The organism is Marinomonas ushuaiensis DSM 15871, assembly GCF_000521805.1.
Lineage (GTDB): Bacteria > Pseudomonadota > Gammaproteobacteria > Pseudomonadales > Marinomonadaceae > Marinomonas > Marinomonas ushuaiensis.
Genome location: NZ_JAMB01000006.1, coordinates 182,017 through 202,384, shown reverse-complemented (window position 1 = coordinate 202,384; position 20,368 = coordinate 182,017). Strand labels below are relative to the sequence as shown.

The 20,368-nt window shown below is 40.6% G+C and carries 20 protein-coding genes; 10 read left to right on the top strand and 10 right to left on the bottom strand.

Annotated features, from left to right (window positions below; genetic code table 11):
• Positions 1–64: 64 nt before the first annotated feature.
• Positions 65–1,261 carry an amino acid aminotransferase gene (locus MUS1_RS08840; RefSeq protein WP_036161431.1) on the bottom strand — a complete coding sequence of 399 codons (1,197 nt, stop codon included), beginning with the start codon at positions 1,259–1,261 and terminating at the stop codon, positions 65–67.
• 602 nt (positions 1,262–1,863) lie between these two features.
• Here MUS1_RS08840 and MUS1_RS08835 point away from each other — a divergent pair.
• On the top strand, positions 1,864–2,514 hold the full coding sequence (locus MUS1_RS08835) for a hypothetical protein (RefSeq protein ID WP_036161428.1): 651 nt from the start codon (positions 1,864–1,866) through the stop codon (positions 2,512–2,514).
• Between the two features lie 361 nt (positions 2,515–2,875).
• Here the strand turns inward: MUS1_RS08835 and MUS1_RS08830 are convergent, their stop codons facing one another.
• The gene (locus MUS1_RS08830) at positions 2,876–3,574 is read right to left on the bottom strand and encodes a pirin family protein (RefSeq protein ID WP_036161425.1); all 699 of its coding nucleotides are present in this window, start codon (positions 3,572–3,574) and stop codon (positions 2,876–2,878) included.
• Between the two features lie 129 nt (positions 3,575–3,703).
• On the opposite strand from MUS1_RS08830, the gene MUS1_RS08825 reads away from it, so the two are divergent.
• Both MUS1_RS08825 and MUS1_RS08820 read left to right on the top strand, forming a co-directional pair.
• Complete coding sequence (locus tag MUS1_RS08825; RefSeq protein ID WP_036161422.1) at positions 3,704–4,612, top strand: LysR family transcriptional regulator; 909 nt, start codon at positions 3,704–3,706, stop codon at positions 4,610–4,612.
• Between the two features lie 77 nt (positions 4,613–4,689).
• Positions 4,690–5,634, top strand: a complete 945-nt coding sequence (locus tag MUS1_RS08820; RefSeq protein WP_036161420.1) for an AEC family transporter — start codon at positions 4,690–4,692, stop codon at positions 5,632–5,634.
• A gap of 113 nt (positions 5,635–5,747) precedes the next feature.
• On the opposite strand, the gene galU is transcribed toward MUS1_RS08820, so the two are convergent.
• Complete coding sequence (gene galU / locus MUS1_RS08815; RefSeq protein ID WP_036161416.1) at positions 5,748–6,581, bottom strand: UTP--glucose-1-phosphate uridylyltransferase GalU; 834 nt, start codon at positions 6,579–6,581, stop codon at positions 5,748–5,750.
• 98 nt (positions 6,582–6,679) lie between these two features.
• The gene (locus tag MUS1_RS08810; RefSeq protein WP_036161413.1) at positions 6,680–7,558 is read right to left on the bottom strand and encodes an ArgP/LysG family DNA-binding transcriptional regulator; all 879 of its coding nucleotides are present in this window, start codon (positions 7,556–7,558) and stop codon (positions 6,680–6,682) included.
• 107 nt (positions 7,559–7,665) lie between these two features.
• On the opposite strand from MUS1_RS08810, the gene MUS1_RS08805 reads away from it, so the two are divergent.
• Positions 7,666–8,274: a LysE/ArgO family amino acid transporter gene (locus MUS1_RS08805; protein ID WP_051436185.1), complete on the top strand. Its 609-nt coding sequence runs from the start codon at positions 7,666–7,668 to the stop codon at positions 8,272–8,274.
• A gap of 42 nt (positions 8,275–8,316) precedes the next feature.
• On the opposite strand, the gene MUS1_RS08800 is transcribed toward MUS1_RS08805, so the two are convergent.
• Positions 8,317–9,600, bottom strand: coding sequence for an MFS transporter (locus tag MUS1_RS08800; RefSeq protein WP_036161409.1), 1,284 nt, complete (start codon positions 9,598–9,600; stop codon positions 8,317–8,319).
• Between the two features lie 318 nt (positions 9,601–9,918).
• Between MUS1_RS08800 and MUS1_RS08795 the strand changes: the two genes are divergently transcribed.
• Positions 9,919–10,629 carry a glutamine amidotransferase-related protein gene (locus MUS1_RS08795; RefSeq protein WP_036161406.1) on the top strand — a complete coding sequence of 237 codons (711 nt, stop codon included), beginning with the start codon at positions 9,919–9,921 and terminating at the stop codon, positions 10,627–10,629.
• Between the two features lie 72 nt (positions 10,630–10,701).
• On the opposite strand, the gene choV is transcribed toward MUS1_RS08795, so the two are convergent.
• From choV to betI, 4 genes are all read right to left on the bottom strand, one after another.
• Complete coding sequence (gene choV, locus MUS1_RS08790) at positions 10,702–11,892, bottom strand: choline ABC transporter ATP-binding protein (RefSeq protein ID WP_036161403.1); 1,191 nt, start codon at positions 11,890–11,892, stop codon at positions 10,702–10,704.
• A gap of 3 nt (positions 11,893–11,895) precedes the next feature.
• A complete protein-coding gene (gene choW / locus MUS1_RS08785) occupies positions 11,896–12,741 on the bottom strand; it encodes a choline ABC transporter permease subunit (RefSeq protein ID WP_036161401.1) in 846 nt (281 codons plus the stop codon).
• Positions 12,742–12,810: 69 nt separating this feature from the next.
• A complete protein-coding gene (locus MUS1_RS08780; protein ID WP_036161399.1) occupies positions 12,811–13,746 on the bottom strand; it encodes a choline ABC transporter substrate-binding protein in 936 nt (311 codons plus the stop codon).
• On the bottom strand, positions 13,740–14,339 hold the full coding sequence (gene betI, locus MUS1_RS08775) for a transcriptional regulator BetI (protein ID WP_036161397.1): 600 nt from the start codon (positions 14,337–14,339) through the stop codon (positions 13,740–13,742). The genes MUS1_RS08780 and betI overlap by 7 nt, the downstream gene beginning before the upstream one ends.
• Before the next feature lie 346 nt (positions 14,340–14,685).
• On the opposite strand from betI, the gene MUS1_RS08770 reads away from it, so the two are divergent.
• From MUS1_RS08770 to MUS1_RS08755, 4 genes are all read left to right on the top strand, one after another.
• On the top strand, positions 14,686–15,834 hold the full coding sequence (locus tag MUS1_RS08770; protein WP_036161394.1) for a MalY/PatB family protein: 1,149 nt from the start codon (positions 14,686–14,688) through the stop codon (positions 15,832–15,834).
• A 62-nt stretch (positions 15,835–15,896) separates the two neighbouring features.
• Positions 15,897–16,289, top strand: coding sequence for a DUF1801 domain-containing protein (locus MUS1_RS08765; RefSeq protein WP_036161391.1), 393 nt, complete (start codon positions 15,897–15,899; stop codon positions 16,287–16,289).
• 55 nt (positions 16,290–16,344) lie between these two features.
• Positions 16,345–17,151: a sterol desaturase family protein gene (locus tag MUS1_RS08760; protein WP_036161389.1), complete on the top strand. Its 807-nt coding sequence runs from the start codon at positions 16,345–16,347 to the stop codon at positions 17,149–17,151.
• Between the two features lie 181 nt (positions 17,152–17,332).
• Complete coding sequence (locus tag MUS1_RS08755) at positions 17,333–18,388, top strand: Gfo/Idh/MocA family protein (RefSeq protein WP_036161386.1); 1,056 nt, start codon at positions 17,333–17,335, stop codon at positions 18,386–18,388.
• 139 nt (positions 18,389–18,527) lie between these two features.
• Here MUS1_RS08755 and MUS1_RS08750 read toward each other — a convergent pair whose 3' ends face one another.
• Positions 18,528–19,322: an inositol monophosphatase family protein gene (locus MUS1_RS08750; RefSeq protein WP_036161384.1), complete on the bottom strand. Its 795-nt coding sequence runs from the start codon at positions 19,320–19,322 to the stop codon at positions 18,528–18,530.
• A gap of 275 nt (positions 19,323–19,597) precedes the next feature.
• On the opposite strand from MUS1_RS08750, the gene MUS1_RS08745 reads away from it, so the two are divergent.
• Positions 19,598–20,320: an RNA methyltransferase gene (locus MUS1_RS08745; protein WP_036161382.1), complete on the top strand. Its 723-nt coding sequence runs from the start codon at positions 19,598–19,600 to the stop codon at positions 20,318–20,320.
• The last annotated feature ends 48 nt before the right edge of the window (positions 20,321–20,368 follow it).

Below are 20,368 nucleotides of genomic sequence, written 5' to 3'. Positions count from 1 at the left end.
TCCAACTTTATGGGGTCACTTCAGATTTAACAAATCACGGTTTTTTTGGTCTGCTCAACAGTGATTAACCAACGACTTTTGCAATACTCTCGCAAAGGTAATCAATGTTCTTATCACTTACGCCAGCAATGCTCATACGGCCAGTATCTGCAATATAGATTGAATATTCGTTGCGCAGTGTACGAACTTGCTCAAGCGTTAAACCCGAGTAAGAAAACATACCTCGCTGATCTTTGATGAAGGAAAAGTCTTTACTGACACCAGAGACTGCTAGTTTATTAACCAACTTCTCACGTAGACCATTGATACGATCACGCATTGCCGTCACTTCAAGTTCCCATTCAGCTTTTAGCTCTGGGTTGCTCATAATAGTATAAACAACTGCAGCACCGTGAGCTGGTGGCATAGAGTAGTTTGCACGGATCGCTTGGCCAATAATGGAAAAAGCCGCATTGGCTTCATCTGCAGAAGCTGCAATAACGCTTAAGCCGCCACAGCGTTCACGATAAATACCAAAGTTTTTCGAGAAAGAGTTGGCAATCAACATATCTTGTACGTTCGCCGCCATATGACGTAAGCCAGCGAGATCTTCATCTAAACCATCACCAAAGCCTTGGTAAGCCGCATCAACTAAAGGTAAAAGACCGCGCTTGATCACAAAATCAGTAAGGACTTTCCAATGATCAAATTGTAGATCGATACCTGTTGGATTGTGACAGCAGGCATGTACCAATAATACATCGCCTTCTTTTGCTTCGGCTTCCAATTTTGCCATCATATCGTCAAAACGAAGACCGTTTGTTGTTGGGTCGTAATAAGGGTAATCAAGAACGTCTACGCCAGCAGAATCAAAAATTGACTTATGGTTACCCCATGTTGGATCACTTACCCATAGTCGAGCGTCTTTTAGGTTGGCACTAATAAAATCAGCCGCCACTTTCAACGCACCAGTACCACCAGGTGTTTGTGTAGAACGAACACGACCAGATTGAATTAACGAGTTGTTTTCACCAAAAAGAAGATCCTTGATGACGGACTCAAATTCTGTCGCACCGTAAATACCCAAATAGCTTTTAGAGTTTTCTTGCTCAAGCAAAATTGCTTCGGCTTTTTTTACACTGTTTAAAATAGGAGTATGGCCATTGTCGTCTTTATAAACACCAACCCCTAAATCAATTTTCTTAGGATTTGGGTCTTGTTGATGGGCAACAATAAGCGCTAAAAGAGGGTCGCCAGGAACGACTTGAAGATGCTTGAACATGATATTTCAGAGTCCTTTTTATTAAACAGTGTATAGAGTGGGAATAATCTAAATCACAGTTTTATTTTGCCGTATTTGACGCAAAATACAATGGGCATATTTGCTAATACGTTGAATATTCACTTGGGGGCTGAGTGAAGTTACGCTACATTCGTAAAGACTCTAAATTAGGGTACTGATTAATATCGGCTAACCTATATAGCACGTTATAAAAAACAGTGATCGCACAGATGACCTTATCAGAAACTGGCTGCGTAATCGCAATACCATTTAATTTTTAGGAATATGGGAGCAATTGAATAACCCAAATTTTAAATTCATCGAATTCGATAGGTTTAAAACGGAAGCAGGGTTAAACAGTTTCACTCTTAACTCAATACGTAACCGTCAAGTCATTAAACCATTCACCGCTACCAAAGTGGCTTAATGTGTATTTCAGGGTGAGATTGCATTTTACGATGACTTGATCATTACAAAGACTTTGTGAAAAACAGGCTCGAAATGGCTATTTATAATCTATAAACTCTGCTTTTCTAGGCTATTTTTGTCTTGTCTTTGCTCTGTTCGCTACATGGTGGATAACGTCTTTGTAAGGAAGAGTTATGAAACATATAAAAGTAAGTTTGTTGCTTGTCGTGACTTTGTTATCTGGTTGCGCTCAAAACACAAAGCAAGTTGGTCTCTACAGTAATGTTGATCCAAGTGTAGGGATTCCTAAAGACGCTTTGATTCTAGTAAAACCAGAAATAAAAGGAGATGTGTTAACCAATAAAAGATATCTCAACCGTATCGTCGAGAATATGCTTGATGAAGGGTTTGTTAACGCTTCCAGTTCAATTGAAAAGTATGATTTCTATCTTGTTTTCGATTATAGAAGTGAGACGGATAACCTAGTGTATAAAACGCCTATATTCAGGGATAGGGTAACGGGCACTATTACATCCTGTAGGCGAAAAAAACAGGATAGTGCTTCAGGCACTACGCATTGTAGAACACATCATCAGACGCAAAGAAGGCTGTCTGGATTTAAGGAAGTGACAAGGTCGGTTGAATACAATGTTGTTCAAATGAAAATAATCAAATCGGATGACGATTTAGTATTTGATATTGTCATGAGAACCCCAAATGAGGGATGTTCAAAATGGAAGAATTTTGATTTTTTGACAGATCAAGTCTTTGAAAAATTGAATTTTGAGGATCTTGTAGAAGAAAGTTTTCGCGTCGAAATGCCTGAAGGGTATGATTGTCGATAATGTTCTCTTTGTAGTTTTTTGCAGGTCGTTGCGAATAGTATTCGCTGACCAAGTCGGCTTAAAAATGCCTTAATAGACTGATCGGTCTTCCAGTTGTGTTTCGTTATCAAGGCAGTTTAGTAATCGCTCGAAATCTGGTTGCATGTGGTGTAGCAGTTTATTGTGAAAAATTAAACCTTTTTCATCCGTTAGTATCGGAAGCGCACGTGAAGTTATTTTTTCCTGAAGTATTAGGCGCTGAACTTCGTTTACCTGCGGTGTTGAGTAGTGGGCAAAGGGTTAATTTTTTAACACTTTGTCCTCTACACATTGGTTCAGAGAGCTTCATTTTAGAAAGACACAGTCAACGACTAGGTACTTATCAGACAAGGTCAAATAGCAGCGCTTTACTACGCACTTCGCTAATTTTTTTGAAATGAATCTTATCTTGGCCTTCTATTTTCGCCCCGTCACCTGCCTTTACTATCACGCCATTATCTAGAGATAATTCGCCTTCAATAACTTGAATATAATAGTGACGTTTTTTGTCTGCTTGCCAGGTGGTTTCTGTTTCGTTTTCTAATATTAATTGAATGAGCTGCATATCTTGCTTAACTTGCAAGCTACCATTTTTTCCATCTGGCGTTATTACGGTGGTAAAACCTTGTTCCTCTCCAAACGCTTTTTGTTGATAACCTGGTGTTCCGCCTAGTTCATTGGGTTGTATCCATATTTGTAGAAACTTAAGCGGGTCTGTTTTTGACGCATTAAATTCACTATGGAAAATGCCTTTACCTGCTGACATTAGTTGATATTCACCGACGGGTAATTCTTTAATATTACCTGCACTGTCTTTGTGAGCAATTCTACCTTCTAATACCAAACTGATAATTTCCATGTCTTTGTGACCGTGGGTTTCAAAGCCAGAGTCAGGTGATACTGTGTCATCATTAATCACGCGTAGATGTGAAAATCCCATTTGTTGAGGGTCATAGTAATTACCAAACGAAAAGCTATGATGGCTGTTTAACCAACCGAAATTTGCGTGTCCACGGTCTTGAGCGTGACGAAGAGTGATCATAATGCCTCCAGTTTCTCTAAAAATCTTGATGATTTATTCTTGATAAATTCAGTGTATGAGCTTGAGAAAAGAAAGAAAATCGGAAGATTTTGAGATATTATTTCAAAAAAATTGAATAAAGGTTATTCCATGGCTCATGCCGTTACGTTAGAAGCACTACGAGTACTGGAGGCGATTCATAAGCTGGGCAGTTTTGCAGCTGCTGCAGAGGCTTTGTTTAAAGTGCCATCGGCGCTGACTTACACAGTCAAAAAATTGGAAGATGATTTGGGTGTGCCTTTATTTGATCGTTCACGTCAAAGAGCCGTATTAACCCCAGCTGGTCATTTGGTGCTAGAACAGGGGCGAGCGATTCTGGATGCTACCATACGGTTGGAAGATTCAATCAAGCAATTCGAGTCAGGCTGGGAGCCTAAGCTGAGAATTGCCCGTGATACCGTGTTGCTCGAATCGCCTTTAATGGAGGTGGTGGGTGATTTTTTAGTGCAAAATCGTCCTGTTGAATTAACGTTGTCTGAAGAATCAGTCGGCGGTGGTTGGGATGCTTTACAAGATGATCGTGTCGATTTGGTGATCGGCGTCACGGGTGAATTACCAAAAGGAAATTTCTATACTCGAGCGATTGGCGAGTTAGAATTTGTGTTTGCTGTTGCTCCTACACACCCTTTGGCATTGGTTGAAGGGGTTGTTACCGCAGCACAATTACGACAATATCCTGCGATTGTCGTTGCTGATAGTTCAAAAAAATTGCCCGCTCGAAATATCGGCATTTTTGAAAGCCGTCAGGTACTGAGAGTGGAAACCATGCGCAGCAAAATACAGGCGCAATGTTTAGGCTTAGGGGTAGGGTATTTACCTAAACATCGAATCATGGATGAATTAAATTCGGGCCGTTTGGTCACGAGGCAATGTGAGTTTCCAAGACCTAATATTACGGCCTATTTAGCATGGCGAAAGGACAGCCCTGGTCGAGGCTTGTCTTGGTTTGTTGATTGTTTGAGTCAGCAAGATTGGCAGCTTATTCCTGCTTCAGTGTGATGGCTTTGATTTGTATGTATTCCAAAAAATTTGAAGCCTTGTATTTAACGTTGTTTATGACGACATAAGGAGTGTTTGTGTTTTCTCTTTCTCTTTCTGTATTGCCAGTCTTTCTCTTATTGGTAGCTGGTGCCGTATGCCAGCGTTTTCGTTTTCCTATGGACGGCTTTTGGCCCGGCGTAGATAAACTGGCTTATTGGGTGTTGTTTCCTGCTTTGTTATTCCATAAAACATCGCAAATTGATTTCTCAAACCCTATGTTACCGAAGTATGCCTTTATTCTTTTGTTCGCTTTGCTTATCACGGCTATTTTTGTGTTTATCAGTGCGTGGTTTTTGAAGGTAGTTCCGCCGACCGCGTCCTCGATGCTGCAAGCTGGTGTGCGCTTTAATACCTTTATTGTTTTGGCACTGGCTGGCAGTTTATATGGCGACGAAGGTTTGGTGTTAGCGGCGCTGGGGGCGTCTGTATTAATTCCTTCGGTTAATGTGTTCTTGGTGTTGTCTATGGTGTTGATGCATCGCCCTCCGGCAAATAATGGTGTGGTAGTAACCTTGCCTAGGTTGCTGAGTGGCGCCTTGATTCGTAACCCTTTGATTGTCTCCATTGTGTTGGGAAGCAGTCTGAATTTACTAGGATTTACTCCAATTATTTTAATTTCTGACGTGGTTGGCATGTTGTCTCAGTCTGCCTTGCCGTTGGTCTTGTTAGCCGTAGGAGCCAGCGTTCGATTAGAAGCTATCCGTTCTGTTGGTATGACGTTTGTCTTATCTTCGATTGCGCGCTTTGTGATGTTTCCTCTGGTAATTGGGGTTATGTGCTGGTGGTTGGATGTTCGTGGTCTACCTGCATTGGTCGCTGTATTGTTTGGCGTGGTACCAACAGCAACATCTGCCTATGCGTTAGCTCGTCAGCTTGGCGGAGACACAGATAGAATGTCGGCTTACATCACAATGCAGACTTTGATGTCAGTATTAACTGTGCCAGTCAGTGTTTGGTTAAGTCAGTTGTATTTGTCTTAAAAAAACAGTTGTCCATTTACGAAAATTAGACATAAAAAAACCACACATCTGTTGAAGAGACCCTTTCAATAGGTGCGTGGTTTTTTGTACTTATGGCAATTTAGTGTAAGAAATTAAATTTCTTTGTAAATGTTCTCATAGCAATAATTTGTTGCTTCAACAAACCCATCTACACTGCCGCAATCAAATCGTTTACCTTTAAATTTATACGCTAATACACAACCTTCTTTGGCTTGTTGCATGATGGCATCGGTGATTTGAACTTCACCGTTACGACCTGGTGGCGTGTTGCGGATTTTGTCAAAGATATCTGGCGTAAGAATGTAACGACCAATGATGGCTAGATTTGAAGGCGCTTCTTCTTTACTTGGTTTCTCGACCATGTCAGTGACACGATATAAACCGTTATTCATGGTTTCGCCTTTTATCACACCATATTTGTGCACTTCGTCTTCTGGTACTTCTTCTATAGCGACAATGGTGCAACGAAATTGATTGTACAATTTTACCATTTGCGCCATAACGCCATCGCCGTCTTCTTCACCGAAGCAAAGGTCGTCGGCTAAGACAACGCCAAACGCTTCGTCGCCAATAATTTGTTCACTGGTTAGAATAGCGTGACCTAAACCAAGCATGTTGTTTTGACGTATGTATGAGAAATTGACATTGTCCATTAGGTGGCGAATGCTTTCTAGGTATTGTTCTTTGTTCGTGCCAGAAATTTGATGTTCTAGCTCGTAACTAATATCAAAATGATCGGCAATGGCACGTTTACCTCGACCTGTTACGAAGGTCACATTGTTAAGACCTGCTTTTTCAGCTTCTTCTACACCGTATTGAACCAAAGGTTTGTTTACGATCGGAAGCATCTCTTTTGGCATAGACTTAGTGGCTGGTAAAAAACGGGTACCATAGCCAGCAACAGGGAATAGACATTTGCGAATCATAAATTTTCCTTAATGAATAATAACGTTATAAAGTGGCTGTCTAGAAATAATGTATCGTCAGCCAGTTTAAGTGAATCAGTTTTAAATAGACGACTGTATTATAGTTCATCTTTCGTGACAGTTAATATTACCCTTGTTAATCGATCTAATACAGGGGCGTTTAATTTGTACCAGTGCCAATACAATGGGACTGTCAGTGGCTTGTCAGGAAATAGAGAGATCAGTTTCTTATTTTTTAGCTGCTCTTTAATTTGAATTCTAGGAATCAAAGCACAGACTGTGCCACTCATTACCAATTCAACAAAACCATGAGAAGATGGATACCAATGACTGTTACGAGTATCTGCTGTTACCTTTAAACATTCCTCTTGGTAGCGATTCCAAAGTTCATCATGTTCGTCATAGGTAAGAGAGGGGAGTTTTGAAACGCTGGCAGTACTTAAATCACCTCTTAAATGTGTTTTGATAAAGTCTGGTGTGGCGACTAATTCATACTGCATATAACCAAGAAACATTGAATCACCACCGGAAACAGGTGTTCCTGTTTGGCTGATGCAAGCGATTACTTCGCCTGTCTGTAATAAACTACGGGTCTTTGTTTGGTCAGCGGCTTTTATGTGTAGTTTTGTTTTGTCCGTTGCAGAGAAGTTACGAATAACAGACGTAAACCAAGTCGCTAATACATCGTTATTCACCGCAATGCTTAGAGGATGATTCGATGTTTGCCCTTGAATCGACTCTTGTAATCCTTCTTCTAACAACATCACTTTATTAAAGTGAGCTAGCATTTTCTCACCCAGTGGCGTTGAAACAACAGGCCGTGAACGGATTAATAAAGGTTGTCCACATTCTTGTTCAAGACGTTTGATGTTTTGCGATATTGCAGATTGTGTGAGGTGTAAGTATTCGGCGGCTTTGTCAAAACTTTGGAACCTCAATACGGCATGTAAGCTGGTTAGTGCTTTGTAATCAAACATTTTCATCCAATAAGTGAGTATTAAAAAATCTAATGTAAGTTAATTTTTATTAATTATAATTTAATGTTTTGATACCGTAAGATCAAGCCAAACAAACGGAGAACATTATGTTGGCGTTGATGAGTGGAGCCATTACAGGCGGCGGTTTGATTGTTGCGGTAGGTGCACAGAACAGTTTTTTATTGGAGCAAGCATTAAAGCGGCATTATGCCTTGCCAATTGCTTTGTTGTTCATCTTGAGTGATGCCTTGTCGATGACTTTAGGGGCATTTGGTATAGGGTTGATTCTGCAGGGTCATGATTGGCTGCTGGCTGTTTCTCGTTGGGCAGGTGTGGCGTTTCTTGTGTGGTTTGCATTAGGTAAATGGCGTTCCTCATTTCAGGAGGAGCATTTGATTTTAGAGCAGTACACTAAGCGTCTTGCGATTTGGCCGTTATTTTTAATGGGTTTTGCCGTGACTTGGCTTAATCCACACTTTTATTTAGACACAATGGTTTTGATGGGGAGTTTGGCGAACCAATGGCAAGGTGAAAAATGGCAATTTGTATTAGGTGGTGTGTTGTCGTCTATTGTCTGGTTTTTATCTTTGGCGTTTATTGGCCGCTTGTGTGCAAAGTGGTTAGAAAAGGCGGTGTTTTGGCGTTGGTTTAATCGTATTAATGCCATTTTGATTTGGGGTATCGCGCTTAAAATTGCCACACAGCCTTTATCCTAAGTGAATAAACACTGTGTGGTGATAGTGATGTAAAGAAGAAAGCTAGAGTTTGATTTCAACCTCATGGCTTTCTTCAACCGGTGCGATAGACGAGTCAGCGTCTACCAACATTTCTGCAGTGGCGACAGAAGAGACTGTTAATGCCACAGGAATTTGGTCGCCCTGATCTTCGATGACCATCGCTGGCTGGTAGTTGATTCGGTATAAGGCAACGATAGCAACACTGGCATTCAGTGCAGCAACAAACCAGAATAAAGCATCGACTCGAATTGTATCCATGAATGCGGCTGCAGCAAGCGGGCCAATGATACCTCCGACACCATTGAGTAATATCATGCCGCTACTAGCAGAAAGGATTTGCTCAGGGCGTAATTGGTCATTGATATGGGAAGAAGCCAAAGAATACATAGGGAAAGTAAAAGCACCAACGGCAAACATGCCCGCCATCATTAGTATTTCACTGTCTAAACCATTGCCAAGTGGAACGATAAACGCAGAAATAGCACCAACAATCCCCACCCAAAGAATGGTGACTCGACGATCTTGTCGATCAGAAAGCTTACCTATTGGCCATTGTAATAACATTCCCCCCACATAACTGGCGCCAATAAAAAGTGAAATTTCAGCCACGTTCATGCCAATACTTTTGGCGTAAAGCGCCCCAAGTCCCAATAAAGCACCAGAGGTTATCCCCGCAATGGTGACACCTGTGACACCGAGGGGGGCGGTTTTTACTAAACTCAGGATGTTGAGTTTTTCAGGAATGTTGATGGTAGGCGATGGCGTACGTACCAGCAGTAATGGAACAAGTGCCAGTGAAATCAAAACAGATGTCAAAATAAACAAACCATAGCCGCTAGGCGGTGAAAGGTTTAGTAAAAATTGGCCTAGAGTTTGGCTGGCCCATATTTCGATAATATAAATGGAAAATAAACGGCCGCGAGTTTTGTTCGTCGCGATATCGTTTAACCAACTTTCAGTGACAATAAATAGACCGGCGTAACATAAGCCGGTCCCCATTCGCATCAACATCCAAAACCATGGATTAACGACCACTGACTGCATAAGAATCGTGATAGAAGCCAAAGATGCAACCGCCGCAAAGACTCGAATGTGTCCCACATTCTTAACCCAGTTTGGAACCACTAAAGAGCCAATAACAAAGCCAAGGTAATAAGACGACATGATCAAACCTGTGGCAGTCGTATTGAAGTCTTCTATAGAGGCTCGAATACCGATCAAAGAACTTTGTAAGGCACTTGCCATGGTTAAGATGGCAATACCAAAGAGCAAGCTCCAGATAGGCAACAGGGTTTGTTTTAACATGCAATATCCTTTGAGCTAGCTGCGTATTAAAAATGAAATGCGAAAAAGTTCGAATTGGTCATTATTTCGGCAGACTATACCGATTGAAATTCTGAATGCAATCACTAATCGACGAGTTGAAAAATAGTAAAGAAAAACACGTTTATCTAGTCAATTTGGTGTTTCTATATTGATTGGAAAAACAGACTTAATTTACTCTTATTTTGGAACTTAAAATCGGATTTATTGTGATATAAATACTCCATCTATCAAGGAGGTTGTATTTTTGGTAGGCGAGTGTCTAAAACATGATTTAACAACATCAACAAGGACAGATAAATGAAAATAGGTATTTTAGCGGCTGGTATTACACCGGATTTATTATTGGCCAGTTTTCCAACCTATGCAGATATGTTCCTTGAACAATTAGCGGTCATCGATCAAAGTTTTACATTTACCACTTATGATGTACGTTTAGGTTTTTTTCCTGAGTCTGTAACAGAGTGCGATGCTTGGTTAATTACGGGTTCTAAATCTGATGCTTATGCAGATGAAGCATGGATTTTGCGGTTGTGTGAAGTGATTAAAGATATTGATCAATTAAAACGGCCGCTTGTTGGTATTTGTTTTGGTCACCAGATCATTGCTCGAGCACTTGGTGGACGCGTTGAAAAATTTGAAGGTGGCTGGGGCGTTGGTGTTCATCAGTATCAGATAGATGAATCTTTGCCTATGTTGGCAAACAATCAGAGTATTGCTCTGTGCGCATTTCATCAGGATCAAGTCGTTGAAAAACCAGAGCGTGCGCGGGTGATTTTACGTTCTGATTTTTGTCAAAATGCGGGGCTTATTTATGATGATCATATTCTGACCTTTCAAGGGCATCCTGAGTTTTCAGAGGAGTATGAAAAAGAACTGATTAATTTATATGACGGCCAGCAGTTAACCGCTCAACAAGCAAAAGAAGCTCGTGACACTTTAGGGGTTAATGAAATTTATTCTCTACAACTAATGAAAGGTATCGCGTCTTTTTTAAAGAAACCTGAATAAGCTTAAAAATATGGTAATACCTAAAAGTTCGCTTTTAGGTATTACAGATTATCGTTTCGTGATGTTTTTTAATTATGCTGCGTTAGTGTCTCGTCCAAAATGCTTACCAAGTAATGCATGATAAAAATTGTGATCATTTAAGATGCCTACGCATTTTTCATTCTCTTCCAACACCATAAAATGTTTGGAATGGTAACGAATATTGACAGCGTCGCGCATGGCGATATTAGCTGGCACAATAAAAATTGCGTTGTTTGGAATGTTGTCTAAAACCATATTCGGTGTCCAAGAAACCGTTGGGACTTCACCTTCAAGGTTTTGTACCGATGTGAGTTTTTCATCGGTTAATTCAAGCCACATTCCATTTTCCATAATCACTTTGTCGTTTTGTATGGCAAGCTCCGACAATGGTGTCATCAATGAATTACCAAGTAAGACATTGAGTGGGTTCGTGTGAGCAACAAAATTTTCAACGTATTCTGTCGCAGGGTTCAAAACGATTTGTTCAGGCGTATCTTCTTGAATGATTTTTGCCGATTCCATTATGGCGATTTTAGTACCGATTTTCAGCGCTTCGTCTAAGTCATGGCTGACGAAAATAATGGTTTTATTTAAACGCCTTTGCAGCTCAATCAGTTCGTCTTGTAGCTGAGTACGAATCAATGGATCAAGTGCTGAGAAAGGCTCATCCATTAGTAATACATCTGTGTCCATAGCAAAAGCACGAGCAAGGCCAACTCGTTGACGCATACCACCAGATAACTCGTCCGGTTTTTTGTCCGCCCATTGATCTAGGCTAACCATTTTGAGTTGTTCACGTGCTTTTATCAGGCGTTCTGTTTTAGGCATGCCTTGCATTTCCAAACCAAACGCCACGTTTTCTAACACCGTTAACCAAGGCATTAATGCGAAGCTTTGAAACACCATAGATACTCGATGGGTACGCATATGACGTAAAGTGGCATCGTCACATTTTGCCATATCGACCATATTATCGCCGTCTCTGACTAGGCAGCGGCCACGAGCGATTTTGTTTAAGCCATTGACGGCACGAAGTAGGGTAGATTTACCTGATCCAGATAAACCCATTAAGACGCAAATTTCGCCTTCGTTTACTTCAATGCTGGCGTTTTGTACACCAACCACGTCGCCAGTCATGCCAATGATTTCATCTCGGCTGTGACCTTTGTCCATTAGAGGAAGTGTTTGGGCTTTATTGTCACCAAAGACGATGTCTACATTTTCAATTGTTACAACAGCCATAATTTATCCTTCACTCTTCGCGGATGGCGACTTACAAATACGATCTAGCATGATGGCAACCAGTACAATGGCGATGCCTGCTTCAAAACCTTGAGAAATATTTACTGTGTTTAAGGCTCGTACAACGGGTTTTCCTAGGCCATCAGCACCAACAAGCGCAGCAATAACCACCATTGATAAAGACAACATAATACATTGAGTCACACCCGCCATGATGTTTGGCATTGCCGCAGGTAATTCAACTTTGTAGAGTAGTTTTGATTTGGTGCAACCGAATGCTAAACCCGCTTCAAGTAATTCATTAGGTACTTTACTAACACCCAAATAAGTTAAACGTATTGGAGCGGCAATGGCGAAAATAATAGTAGATATCAGACCGGGGACATAACCCAAGCCAAATAGAATCAGAGTTGGAATGAGGTAAACAAATGTTGGGATGGTTTGCATCAAATCTAATATCGGACGCAGCATTGTGTATAACCAAGGGCGATGCGCTGCCGCAATACCAATAGGTACGCCAATAAGTACACTGATCGTGGTGGCAGAAACCACAAGAACCAGCGTTTGGATTGTTTCTACCCAATAACCCATATTAATAATAAATAGCAGGGCAGCAGTAATGAAAACCAACAAACCAATGCTGCGATGGAGAAACCAAACACCTACTAAAATAATGCCGATAACAACAAGAGGGTGAGCCGACTCAATCATGTCGACCATAGAAACAATCATAGTTTCTAAAACAATAGAGATTAGATCAAAAAAACCGGAAGCTGCAATCACTAGCCAATCGACAAAATTTTCCATCCAAGCGCCAAGAGGGATTTTATTATCCGTCAGCCAATTCATATATGCATTCTCTCAATATTATAATAATGCACCCTAAGTGATGTGTATCACCAAGGGTGCGTTCTAGTATTAAAGCTCTAGATGTGATTTCACAGCACTAAGGCCGTTGTCACCAGATTTAGTTGTCACGCCACTTAGCCATGCATCAAGCACTTCAGGATTCGCTTTCAACCATGTTTTAGCAGCAAGGTCTGGCTTCTTGCCATCATCAAGAATCGCGCCCATGATTTCATTTTCCATAGGAAGAGAGAAGGTCAGGTTAGTCAATAACTTACCAACGTTAGGGCATTCTTGTATGTAGTCTTTGCGGATGTTGGTATGTACATTCGCGCCACCAAAATCAGGGCCGAAGAAATCATCACCACCAGACAAGTATTCCATTTCAAAGTTTGCGTTCATTGGATGTGGAGCCCAGCCAAGGAAAGCGATCCACTTGTCGCGGCGAGTGTTGCGGCTTACTTGTGAAAGCATACCGGCTTCGCTTGATTCAACCACTTGGAAATCACCTAATCCGAATGCATTTGAATCGATCATGTCTTGGATAATACGGTTGCCATCATTGCCAGGTTCGATGCCATAAATGCGACCAGAAAATTCTTTGCGGTGTTTTGCAATATCAGAGAAATCCGTAACACCAGCGTCGAAAGCGTTTTTGCTAACAGCGATTGTGTATTTTGCGCCTACTAGGTTAGGGCCTAAATCTTCAACAGTGCCTGCTTTCAGGTAGGGTTCGATATCCGCTTGCATAGTCGGCATCCAGTTACCCAAAAATACATCAATATCGCCATTAGCAAGAGATGTGTAAGTAACAGGAACAGACAATAGTTGTGTTTTGGTTTTGTAGCCAAGGCCTTCAACAATTGCACTTGTTACGGCTGTTGTTGCAGTAATGTCGGTCCAACCTACATCAGAAAATCGCACTGTTGAACAATTTGCTGCCATGGTTAAACCAGAAATACTTGCCATACTTATGGCGATTGCGGTTTTCTTTGCCTTGTTTAACATACTTTATCCTCTTTATTGTTGAACACTAAATCTAAGTAATCCTGTATTTGCTGGGCAGATTCTTTTTTATTAATGCCGCCAGCTAATGAACCTCGTAACCACATTCCATCAATGAGTGCCGCCATGGTTAAGGCGATGTTACGGGCTTGCTTAATCTCGAATTCTTCTTTTAATACACACACTAACGATGTTTTTAATCGTTCAGAGTAGACGTTCTGTAATCGATACAGTGAAGGCGTGTGCATTGCTGATGCCCAAAACCCCATCCATGCTTTGACAACTTGAGGATGAGTTTGGGATTGGCTAAAACTGGCTTTTACAATGGCCATGACTTTAGTTTTAGCAGGCTTGTTTTTCGTTTTTGTGACTTCTTCGGATAAAACTTCAAAAAACTCACGAATTAAACTTTTCATCGTTTCTTCATAAAGGCCATCTTTACCGCCAAAGTAGTGGTTTATGATGGCAGGCGAAACACCTGCTTTTTTTCCTATTAGGCTAACGGTCGCACCAGAAAAACCATATTTGTCTATGGCTTTTATTGCGGCCTCAATGAGTTGAGGTTTACGTATTTCAGGCATTCCAACTTTTGGCATTTTTTACTCTTTTTATTAAACGGCCGTTTAATGAAAACTATACTAGGCTGATTGTGCAATTTAGGTCAACCCTTGACAATTCTAAATATTAGTCCTCTAATTAATATAACTAATTGATTTGTATCTATATTTATAGGTTTTAAATATTTTTTCGTCTTTTTTTAAAGGTACAGTGTCAGTTGAAGGTAATAAATAAGGATTTTTGTTTCCAAATCGTCTTCAATATCTTGTGTGATTATGACCTTTCCATGACCTTTATCGGGATACTGCTGGAGTGAGAGCCTAGGATTATGTTAATTATTTAGTTAAATTGAAGTAAGTAAATTAATAGTGGGAGCTTTACCGAATGAATACCTCTTTTTCTGTGTTTGATACTCTAATTGATCGGTCTAAAATGAGCAGTGATAAATGGTCTAAATATCCTGAGAGCATCATACCTATGTGGGTTGCAGATATGGATTTTGACTCACCTGCCTGTATTAAAGAAGCATTAACACAGCGAATTGATGAGGGTGTTTTTGGTTACACTCATACGCCAAAAGCCTTAGTTAAGGCAATTCAGTCTCATCTTGTTCGTCGTTATGATTGGGCTATTGGGGCAGGTAATGTGGTGCATTTGCCTGGACTTGTTTGTGCTTTGCATTTAAGTGTTCGAGCTTTTTCTAATGAAGGGGATCGTATTGTTGTACCTGGCCCTGTTTATTATCACCTAACTAAAGCGCCATTATTGGCTGAACGCAAAGTTGAGCATGTTGATATGGTGATTCAGGGTGGACGCTGGACGCCTGATATGGCGCAGTTTGAAACAGCTTGTGCTAAATCAAACAGTAAAATGATTTTGTTATGTAATCCTCATAACCCAGGTGGTTCTGTTTATACTAAAGCGGAGTTACTTGCGATCCATACTTTAGCTGAAAAATATGATCTCCTTGTGGTGAGTGATGAAATTCACTGTGATTTAATTTTGGATGATTTACCTCATGTGCCTTTCGCTAGCTTAAGCAAAGACGCTGCAAATCGAACCATTACATTAATGGCACCAAGTAAAACCTTTAACATTGCAGGATTGGGTTATGCCTTTGCAGTGATTGAAAATGAAGCGCTGCGTCAGACGTTTAATCAAAGTCGTATGGGGTTGGTTCCTTCGCCAAACATGCTGGGGCTTACAGCGGCGTTGGCCGCCTATGAAGATGGGCAGGAATGGCATCAAGAATTATTAACGTATCTTGCAAAAAATCGTGATTTTTTAGTCGATAGATTGGCTGGAACACCATTGAAAATGCTTCATTTAGAAGCAACTTATCTTGCGTGGATTGATGCTTCAGCTTTGCCTATTGAAAGTCCTAATCAATTTTTCTTAGATGCAGGTGTTGGTGTTTCTGATGGTAAAGATTTTGGCAATCCTAACTATGTTCGACTAAACTTTGGTTGTCCGAAATCCACTCTCGATGACGCTATCATTCGTATTGAAAAAGCATTAAAAAATATAAACTAGCATGAGTTGTTAATTTTTTTAATGGGTTGCGTCAGCTGGATCGAGTTTTAATAGAGGTTCTTATGTTGACGTTGCCCACGAGCGATTTTGTTCGTCATTATATCCAAAACACTGCGCCGATAATGCGTGCTGATTTGTTAAAAGTGATTGAAATTATGAGGGAAGTTGCCCCTGAAGCCGAATTGGTGGGTGATTTAGGGATTCCTTATTTTAAAAAAAATGCCAGCTGGTTGTTTGGGGTTGCTGCTCGTGAAGGGAATTTGTGTGTGTTCTTTGCGGATCTTGGTGCGCTTCACTCTTTTTCTAAGCGTTTAAGACATACGAAATTTGGGGATAATTGTCTAATTATTCACAGTTTAGATGATGTTAACATCAATGTTTTTGTGGAACTTATTGGTCAAATGAAAGTCCATTTTGATCTCAGTAATCGAGAAGGTAAAACACTGATTCAATAGGTGATAATCCATTTTGGTGAAGGGGACGCTAATTTTTATCTAGGTTGTTTGTTGTATGATCGATTTCACTCTGCGCATTAGCGTGTTCCTTTTTGTGTTCACCTTGTTGTTAATTTGGCAATGGCGCTGCCCAAGAGCCTCTCTTTTGCAATGGCGTCAACGTTGGCGTCACAATATTGTCTTGTTAATGCTTGGGGCTCTTTGTGTTCGTATTACACAGCCTTTCTTACTGTCGATGGTGGCATTATTTAGCCAAAGTTTTGGTCTTTTTAAAAATATTGATCTGCCTTATTGGAGTGTTATTTTACTCAGCATCTTATTATTAGACTGTCTTATTTATTGGCAGCACAGGTTATTTCATGGCGTTCCTTTTCTATGGCGTCTTCATCGAGTCCATCATTCTGACCCTGAGTTAGATGTCAGCTCTGCTATTCGTTTTCATCCTATTGAAATTGTTCTGTCTCTGGTTATCAAGGCGATCGCTGTTTTGTTACTTGGAATACCGATTGAGGCCGTTTTGATTTTTGATGTTCTACTCAATGCATCCGCTATGTTTAATCACACGAATGCCAGATTACCGAGCCAAATTGAGTCTTTGGTTCAGTATTTGGTTATCACGCCAGATATGCATCGAATACATCATTCAAGGATTTCAGAAGAAACGAACAGTAATTATGGTTTTTTTCTAAGTATTTGGGATGCTATTTTTCGAAGCAAAAGAGAGAAGGCGCTTCAAGGTGATGAAAATCTAAATATAGGTTTTCCGGGAACAAAAACCTACCAGCCTGATTCTCTGAAAGACATTCTTATTATGCCGTTTCAAGCCTTTAAAAAGAGTGATTTTAAAAAACGGTCACGCTAGGTTAAGTTCTTTGCTTTAGATACAAAAGATAGCTGTTATAAATCAATATTTTCTTGGCTTAATGGGAATGAAAAATGCCAGTGGACTATAATCTTCTTTGACGTCAAACTTAGCGCGTTTTTTAATGCTGCTTAATGAGCAGTATTGATGCTTTGATTATATCTATGGTGAGGAGAATCCTATGAAGAAAGTACGCTGGGGTATTATTGGTACAGGTCAAATCGCGCATTTGTTTGCGAGTGATTTTTGTCATGTTAAAGCGGGTGAACTTCGTGCGGTTGCTTCTCGAGATAAAGTGTCGGCAGACAATTTTTCAGCTGAGTTTGATATCGAATGTGCCTTTGTTGACTATTTTTCTTTGATTAACAGCCATGAAGTTGATGCGATTTATATCGCCACACCTCATGTTTATCACTATGATTTAGTGAAAGCCTGTATCTTGGCAGGTAAGGCTGTGTTGTGTGAGAAGCCTTTTACGATTAACGAGACTCAATCTAAAGAGCTTTATGATTTGGCGTTAGAGCACAATGTTTTCGTTATGGAAGCTATGTGGACGCGCTTTAATCCTGTCATTGAGCAAGTGCTTGAGTGGGTGGAAGAGGGTGAAATAGGCACATTACACAGTATTCAAGCAAGCTTGAGTTTTCTTGCACCGACGGATCCTAGTCATCGTCTAATGAATATTGAATTAGGCGGTGGTGCGCTCTTAGATATTGGTATCTATCCTGTTTTTCTCGCACAACTCTTCTTCGGTAAACCTGATTTCATACAAAACCAAGCGGTCATTGGTGATACCGATGTGGATATTTTTGAACAGATATTATTAGGCTGGGAAAGTGGTCAATTGGCGTCATTAGAAGCGTCTTTGATTTCTTGTAATCCTAATCGTGCCATATTATCTGGTTCTAAAGGCTATATAGAGATTGACTCTGAATGGTTCAAAGCTAAATCTTGTCGCATGGTTGCCGCGAACGATCAAGAGCGCGCCATAGCGTTTGACTTTCCAGGAAACGGTTATCAATTTGAAGTGGATGAAGTGAACCGTTGCCTTGAAGAAGGTTTGATTCAAAGCCCAAATTACAGCTGGCAAGATAGCCTTGAGTTGATGGCGACGCTGGATGAAATTCGTCAGGACATGGGATTATTTTATCCAGGTGAAGACTTTCTTGGTGAAGGTGCAAACAATGAAGTAGATGTACACGAACACCACCATGAGCATAATCATCATAAACACTAAGTAATTACGTTTTTATTTTCTAGATTTTGTTTTTAATTTTCAAGAGTGATGCTTTGTTTTAAAAAATACTCAAAAAAAAGCCTCTTTCAAATGAATGAAAGAGGCTTTTTTATATCAAGGTCAAGATCAGAAAAAGATCTTAAGCTAGATGTAAGTGTTTCTTAAGAAGTGGTAATAGCACTTTGAACAAGCGTGGGTTTGCGCAAAGTATGTCTCCATTCTCTACGCTTGTAGAACCGTCGAATGAACCAAATAGGCAACCTGCTTCTTGAGCAATAAAGAGAGGTGCTTGCATTTCCCAAGCTTGTAACTTTAATCCCCAAGCGGCATCAAGGCGACCAGCAGCAACGTTAGAAAGCATCAAAGCAGGTGCGTCTTGCATAGTGACGCGACTGCCATGCTCTGCCATGTTAGCAAGTATGGCTAGCTGACCTTCTAGGTAAGGTAGAGTGCGTTCTGTTGCAGGAAATTGTGCAGCAACCGTTGTGTTCTCAAGACCACGAGCTGTGCCTGTACGGATTCTTGAGTTGTTTAGGTAAGCACCACGACCTTTACTCGCGTAAAATTCGTCTTTAGTGTGAGGGTTGAGCACAAGAGCGTGCTCCACTTTACCGGCAACTAGGTAGCTCATAGTAATGACGTGACCAGTTAGACCGCGTGAGAACAAATGTTGACCCTGAATGGCATCAATGATCCATTCGCCTTCTTCACCTTTTTGTACAGACCCTTGTAAACGGGTAGTAATGGTGTCGGCTGGGTAAGCTTTTTCTAGATGATAAACAATGCTGCGTTCAGCGCCAGAGCAAACTGTTTCATAAACATGCTCCGCAGATTGGCCTTGCTCTTTGTCAAAAAGTAATTTCTCTTGAGAATGAACTATATATTCTGCAGCAGAGCGAGCTGCCTTAAGTGCGACATTGATTCTAGGTTGCATAATTTACCGTCGATTATTGTGTCATTAAAATGCACATATCGTCATACAGACGATAGGTTGCCAGTTAAAAGTGTTAAAGAGCGTGCAGAGTCAGTTGCGATAAACTCATGATAGAGTTAGGAACTGAGTGCTTAAATTTAGAGCGCGAATTCTAGCTTAGTAAAGTGAATTTTACCAGTGATTTATTGGTGAAAAACTGATCAATTTACAGCTTTATGTTAATTATCTGTTAAGATATGTCGCATTATCTGACCGTTATTATTGGTGTCCATAGAATGCAAAAAAAAGTAAGAATTGTCCTCGTTAATACATCGCATCCCGGCAACATTGGAGGCGCTGCTCGTGCCATGAAAAATATGGGATTAGCAGACCTTTATCTGGTTGCGCCTAAACAATATCCAAGTGATGAAGCGGTGAGTCGAGCATCCGGTGCAACGGACATATTAGAAAATGCCGTGGTAGTAGAGACATTGGAAGAAGCGCTTGCAGATTGTCAGCTAGTCATCGGAACCAGTGCTCGTGAACGTAATATTCCTTGGCCATTGGTTGATCCAAGACAAGCAGCAGATTTGGTATTTGATGAAGGTTTAGAAACCGCGTTTGTTTTTGGTCGTGAAGACCGAGGGTTAACAAACGAAGAATTGCAGCGCTGTAATTATCACGTTCATATTCCTTCTGTTGAAACCTTTAGCTCACTGAATTTAGGCGCTGCAGTGCAAGTGATTGCTTATGAACTGCGAATGAAATCACTACTGATGAAAGATGCACCTGTTGTGGCGAGTAAATGGGATGTACCTGCAGCCAATGTTGAGCAAATTGATTACTTGCTTGAGCATCTTGAAAAAGTATTGGTACAGACTGAGTTTTTAGATCCTGAGATGCCAATGCAAGTAATGCCAAGATTTCGTCGATTATTCCAACGTTCTCGGTTAGATCAGCAAGAGTTAGGAATGCTGAGAGGGATGCTTACGTCAATGGAAAAGCAAATGAAGAAATAGCGCTTCTGTATTTGACGTGTTTGTTTTTTTGAAGCCAAATAGTAGAAG

Excerpts from the sequence above, each read along its gene's own strand:
- MUS1_RS08830 (WP_036161425.1), bottom strand. The coding sequence starts at position 3,574 with ATGATCACTCTTCGTCACGCTCAAGACCGTGGACACGCAAATTTCGGT.
- MUS1_RS08810 (WP_036161413.1), bottom strand. The coding sequence starts at position 7,558 with ATGTTTGATTACAAAGCACTAACCAGCTTACATGCCGTATTGAGGTTC.
- MUS1_RS08765 (WP_036161391.1), top strand. The coding sequence starts at position 15,897 with ATGTTGACGTTGCCCACGAGCGATTTTGTTCGTCATTATATCCAAAAC.
- choW (WP_036161401.1), bottom strand. The coding sequence starts at position 12,741 with ATGAATTGGCTGACGGATAATAAAATCCCTCTTGGCGCTTGGATGGAA.
- MUS1_RS08750 (WP_036161384.1), bottom strand. The coding sequence starts at position 19,322 with ATGCAACCTAGAATCAATGTCGCACTTAAGGCAGCTCGCTCTGCTGCA.
- galU (WP_036161416.1), bottom strand. The coding sequence starts at position 6,581 with ATGATTCGCAAATGTCTATTCCCTGTTGCTGGCTATGGTACCCGTTTT.
- MUS1_RS08795 (WP_036161406.1), top strand. The coding sequence starts at position 9,919 with ATGAAAATAGGTATTTTAGCGGCTGGTATTACACCGGATTTATTATTG.
- betI (WP_036161397.1), bottom strand. The coding sequence starts at position 14,339 with ATGCCAAAAGTTGGAATGCCTGAAATACGTAAACCTCAACTCATTGAG.
- MUS1_RS08840 (WP_036161431.1), bottom strand. The coding sequence starts at position 1,261 with ATGTTCAAGCATCTTCAAGTCGTTCCTGGCGACCCTCTTTTAGCGCTT.
- MUS1_RS08805 (WP_051436185.1), top strand. The coding sequence starts at position 7,666 with ATGTTGGCGTTGATGAGTGGAGCCATTACAGGCGGCGGTTTGATTGTT.
- MUS1_RS08760 (WP_036161389.1), top strand. The coding sequence starts at position 16,345 with ATGATCGATTTCACTCTGCGCATTAGCGTGTTCCTTTTTGTGTTCACC.
- MUS1_RS08800 (WP_036161409.1), bottom strand. The coding sequence starts at position 9,600 with ATGTTAAAACAAACCCTGTTGCCTATCTGGAGCTTGCTCTTTGGTATT.
- MUS1_RS08745 (WP_036161382.1), top strand. The coding sequence starts at position 19,598 with ATGCAAAAAAAAGTAAGAATTGTCCTCGTTAATACATCGCATCCCGGC.
- MUS1_RS08755 (WP_036161386.1), top strand. The coding sequence starts at position 17,333 with ATGAAGAAAGTACGCTGGGGTATTATTGGTACAGGTCAAATCGCGCAT.
- choV (WP_036161403.1), bottom strand. The coding sequence starts at position 11,892 with ATGGCTGTTGTAACAATTGAAAATGTAGACATCGTCTTTGGTGACAAT.
- MUS1_RS08770 (WP_036161394.1), top strand. The coding sequence starts at position 14,686 with ATGAATACCTCTTTTTCTGTGTTTGATACTCTAATTGATCGGTCTAAA.
- MUS1_RS08780 (WP_036161399.1), bottom strand. The coding sequence starts at position 13,746 with ATGTTAAACAAGGCAAAGAAAACCGCAATCGCCATAAGTATGGCAAGT.
- MUS1_RS08825 (WP_036161422.1), top strand. The coding sequence starts at position 3,704 with ATGGCTCATGCCGTTACGTTAGAAGCACTACGAGTACTGGAGGCGATT.
- MUS1_RS08835 (WP_036161428.1), top strand. The coding sequence starts at position 1,864 with ATGAAACATATAAAAGTAAGTTTGTTGCTTGTCGTGACTTTGTTATCT.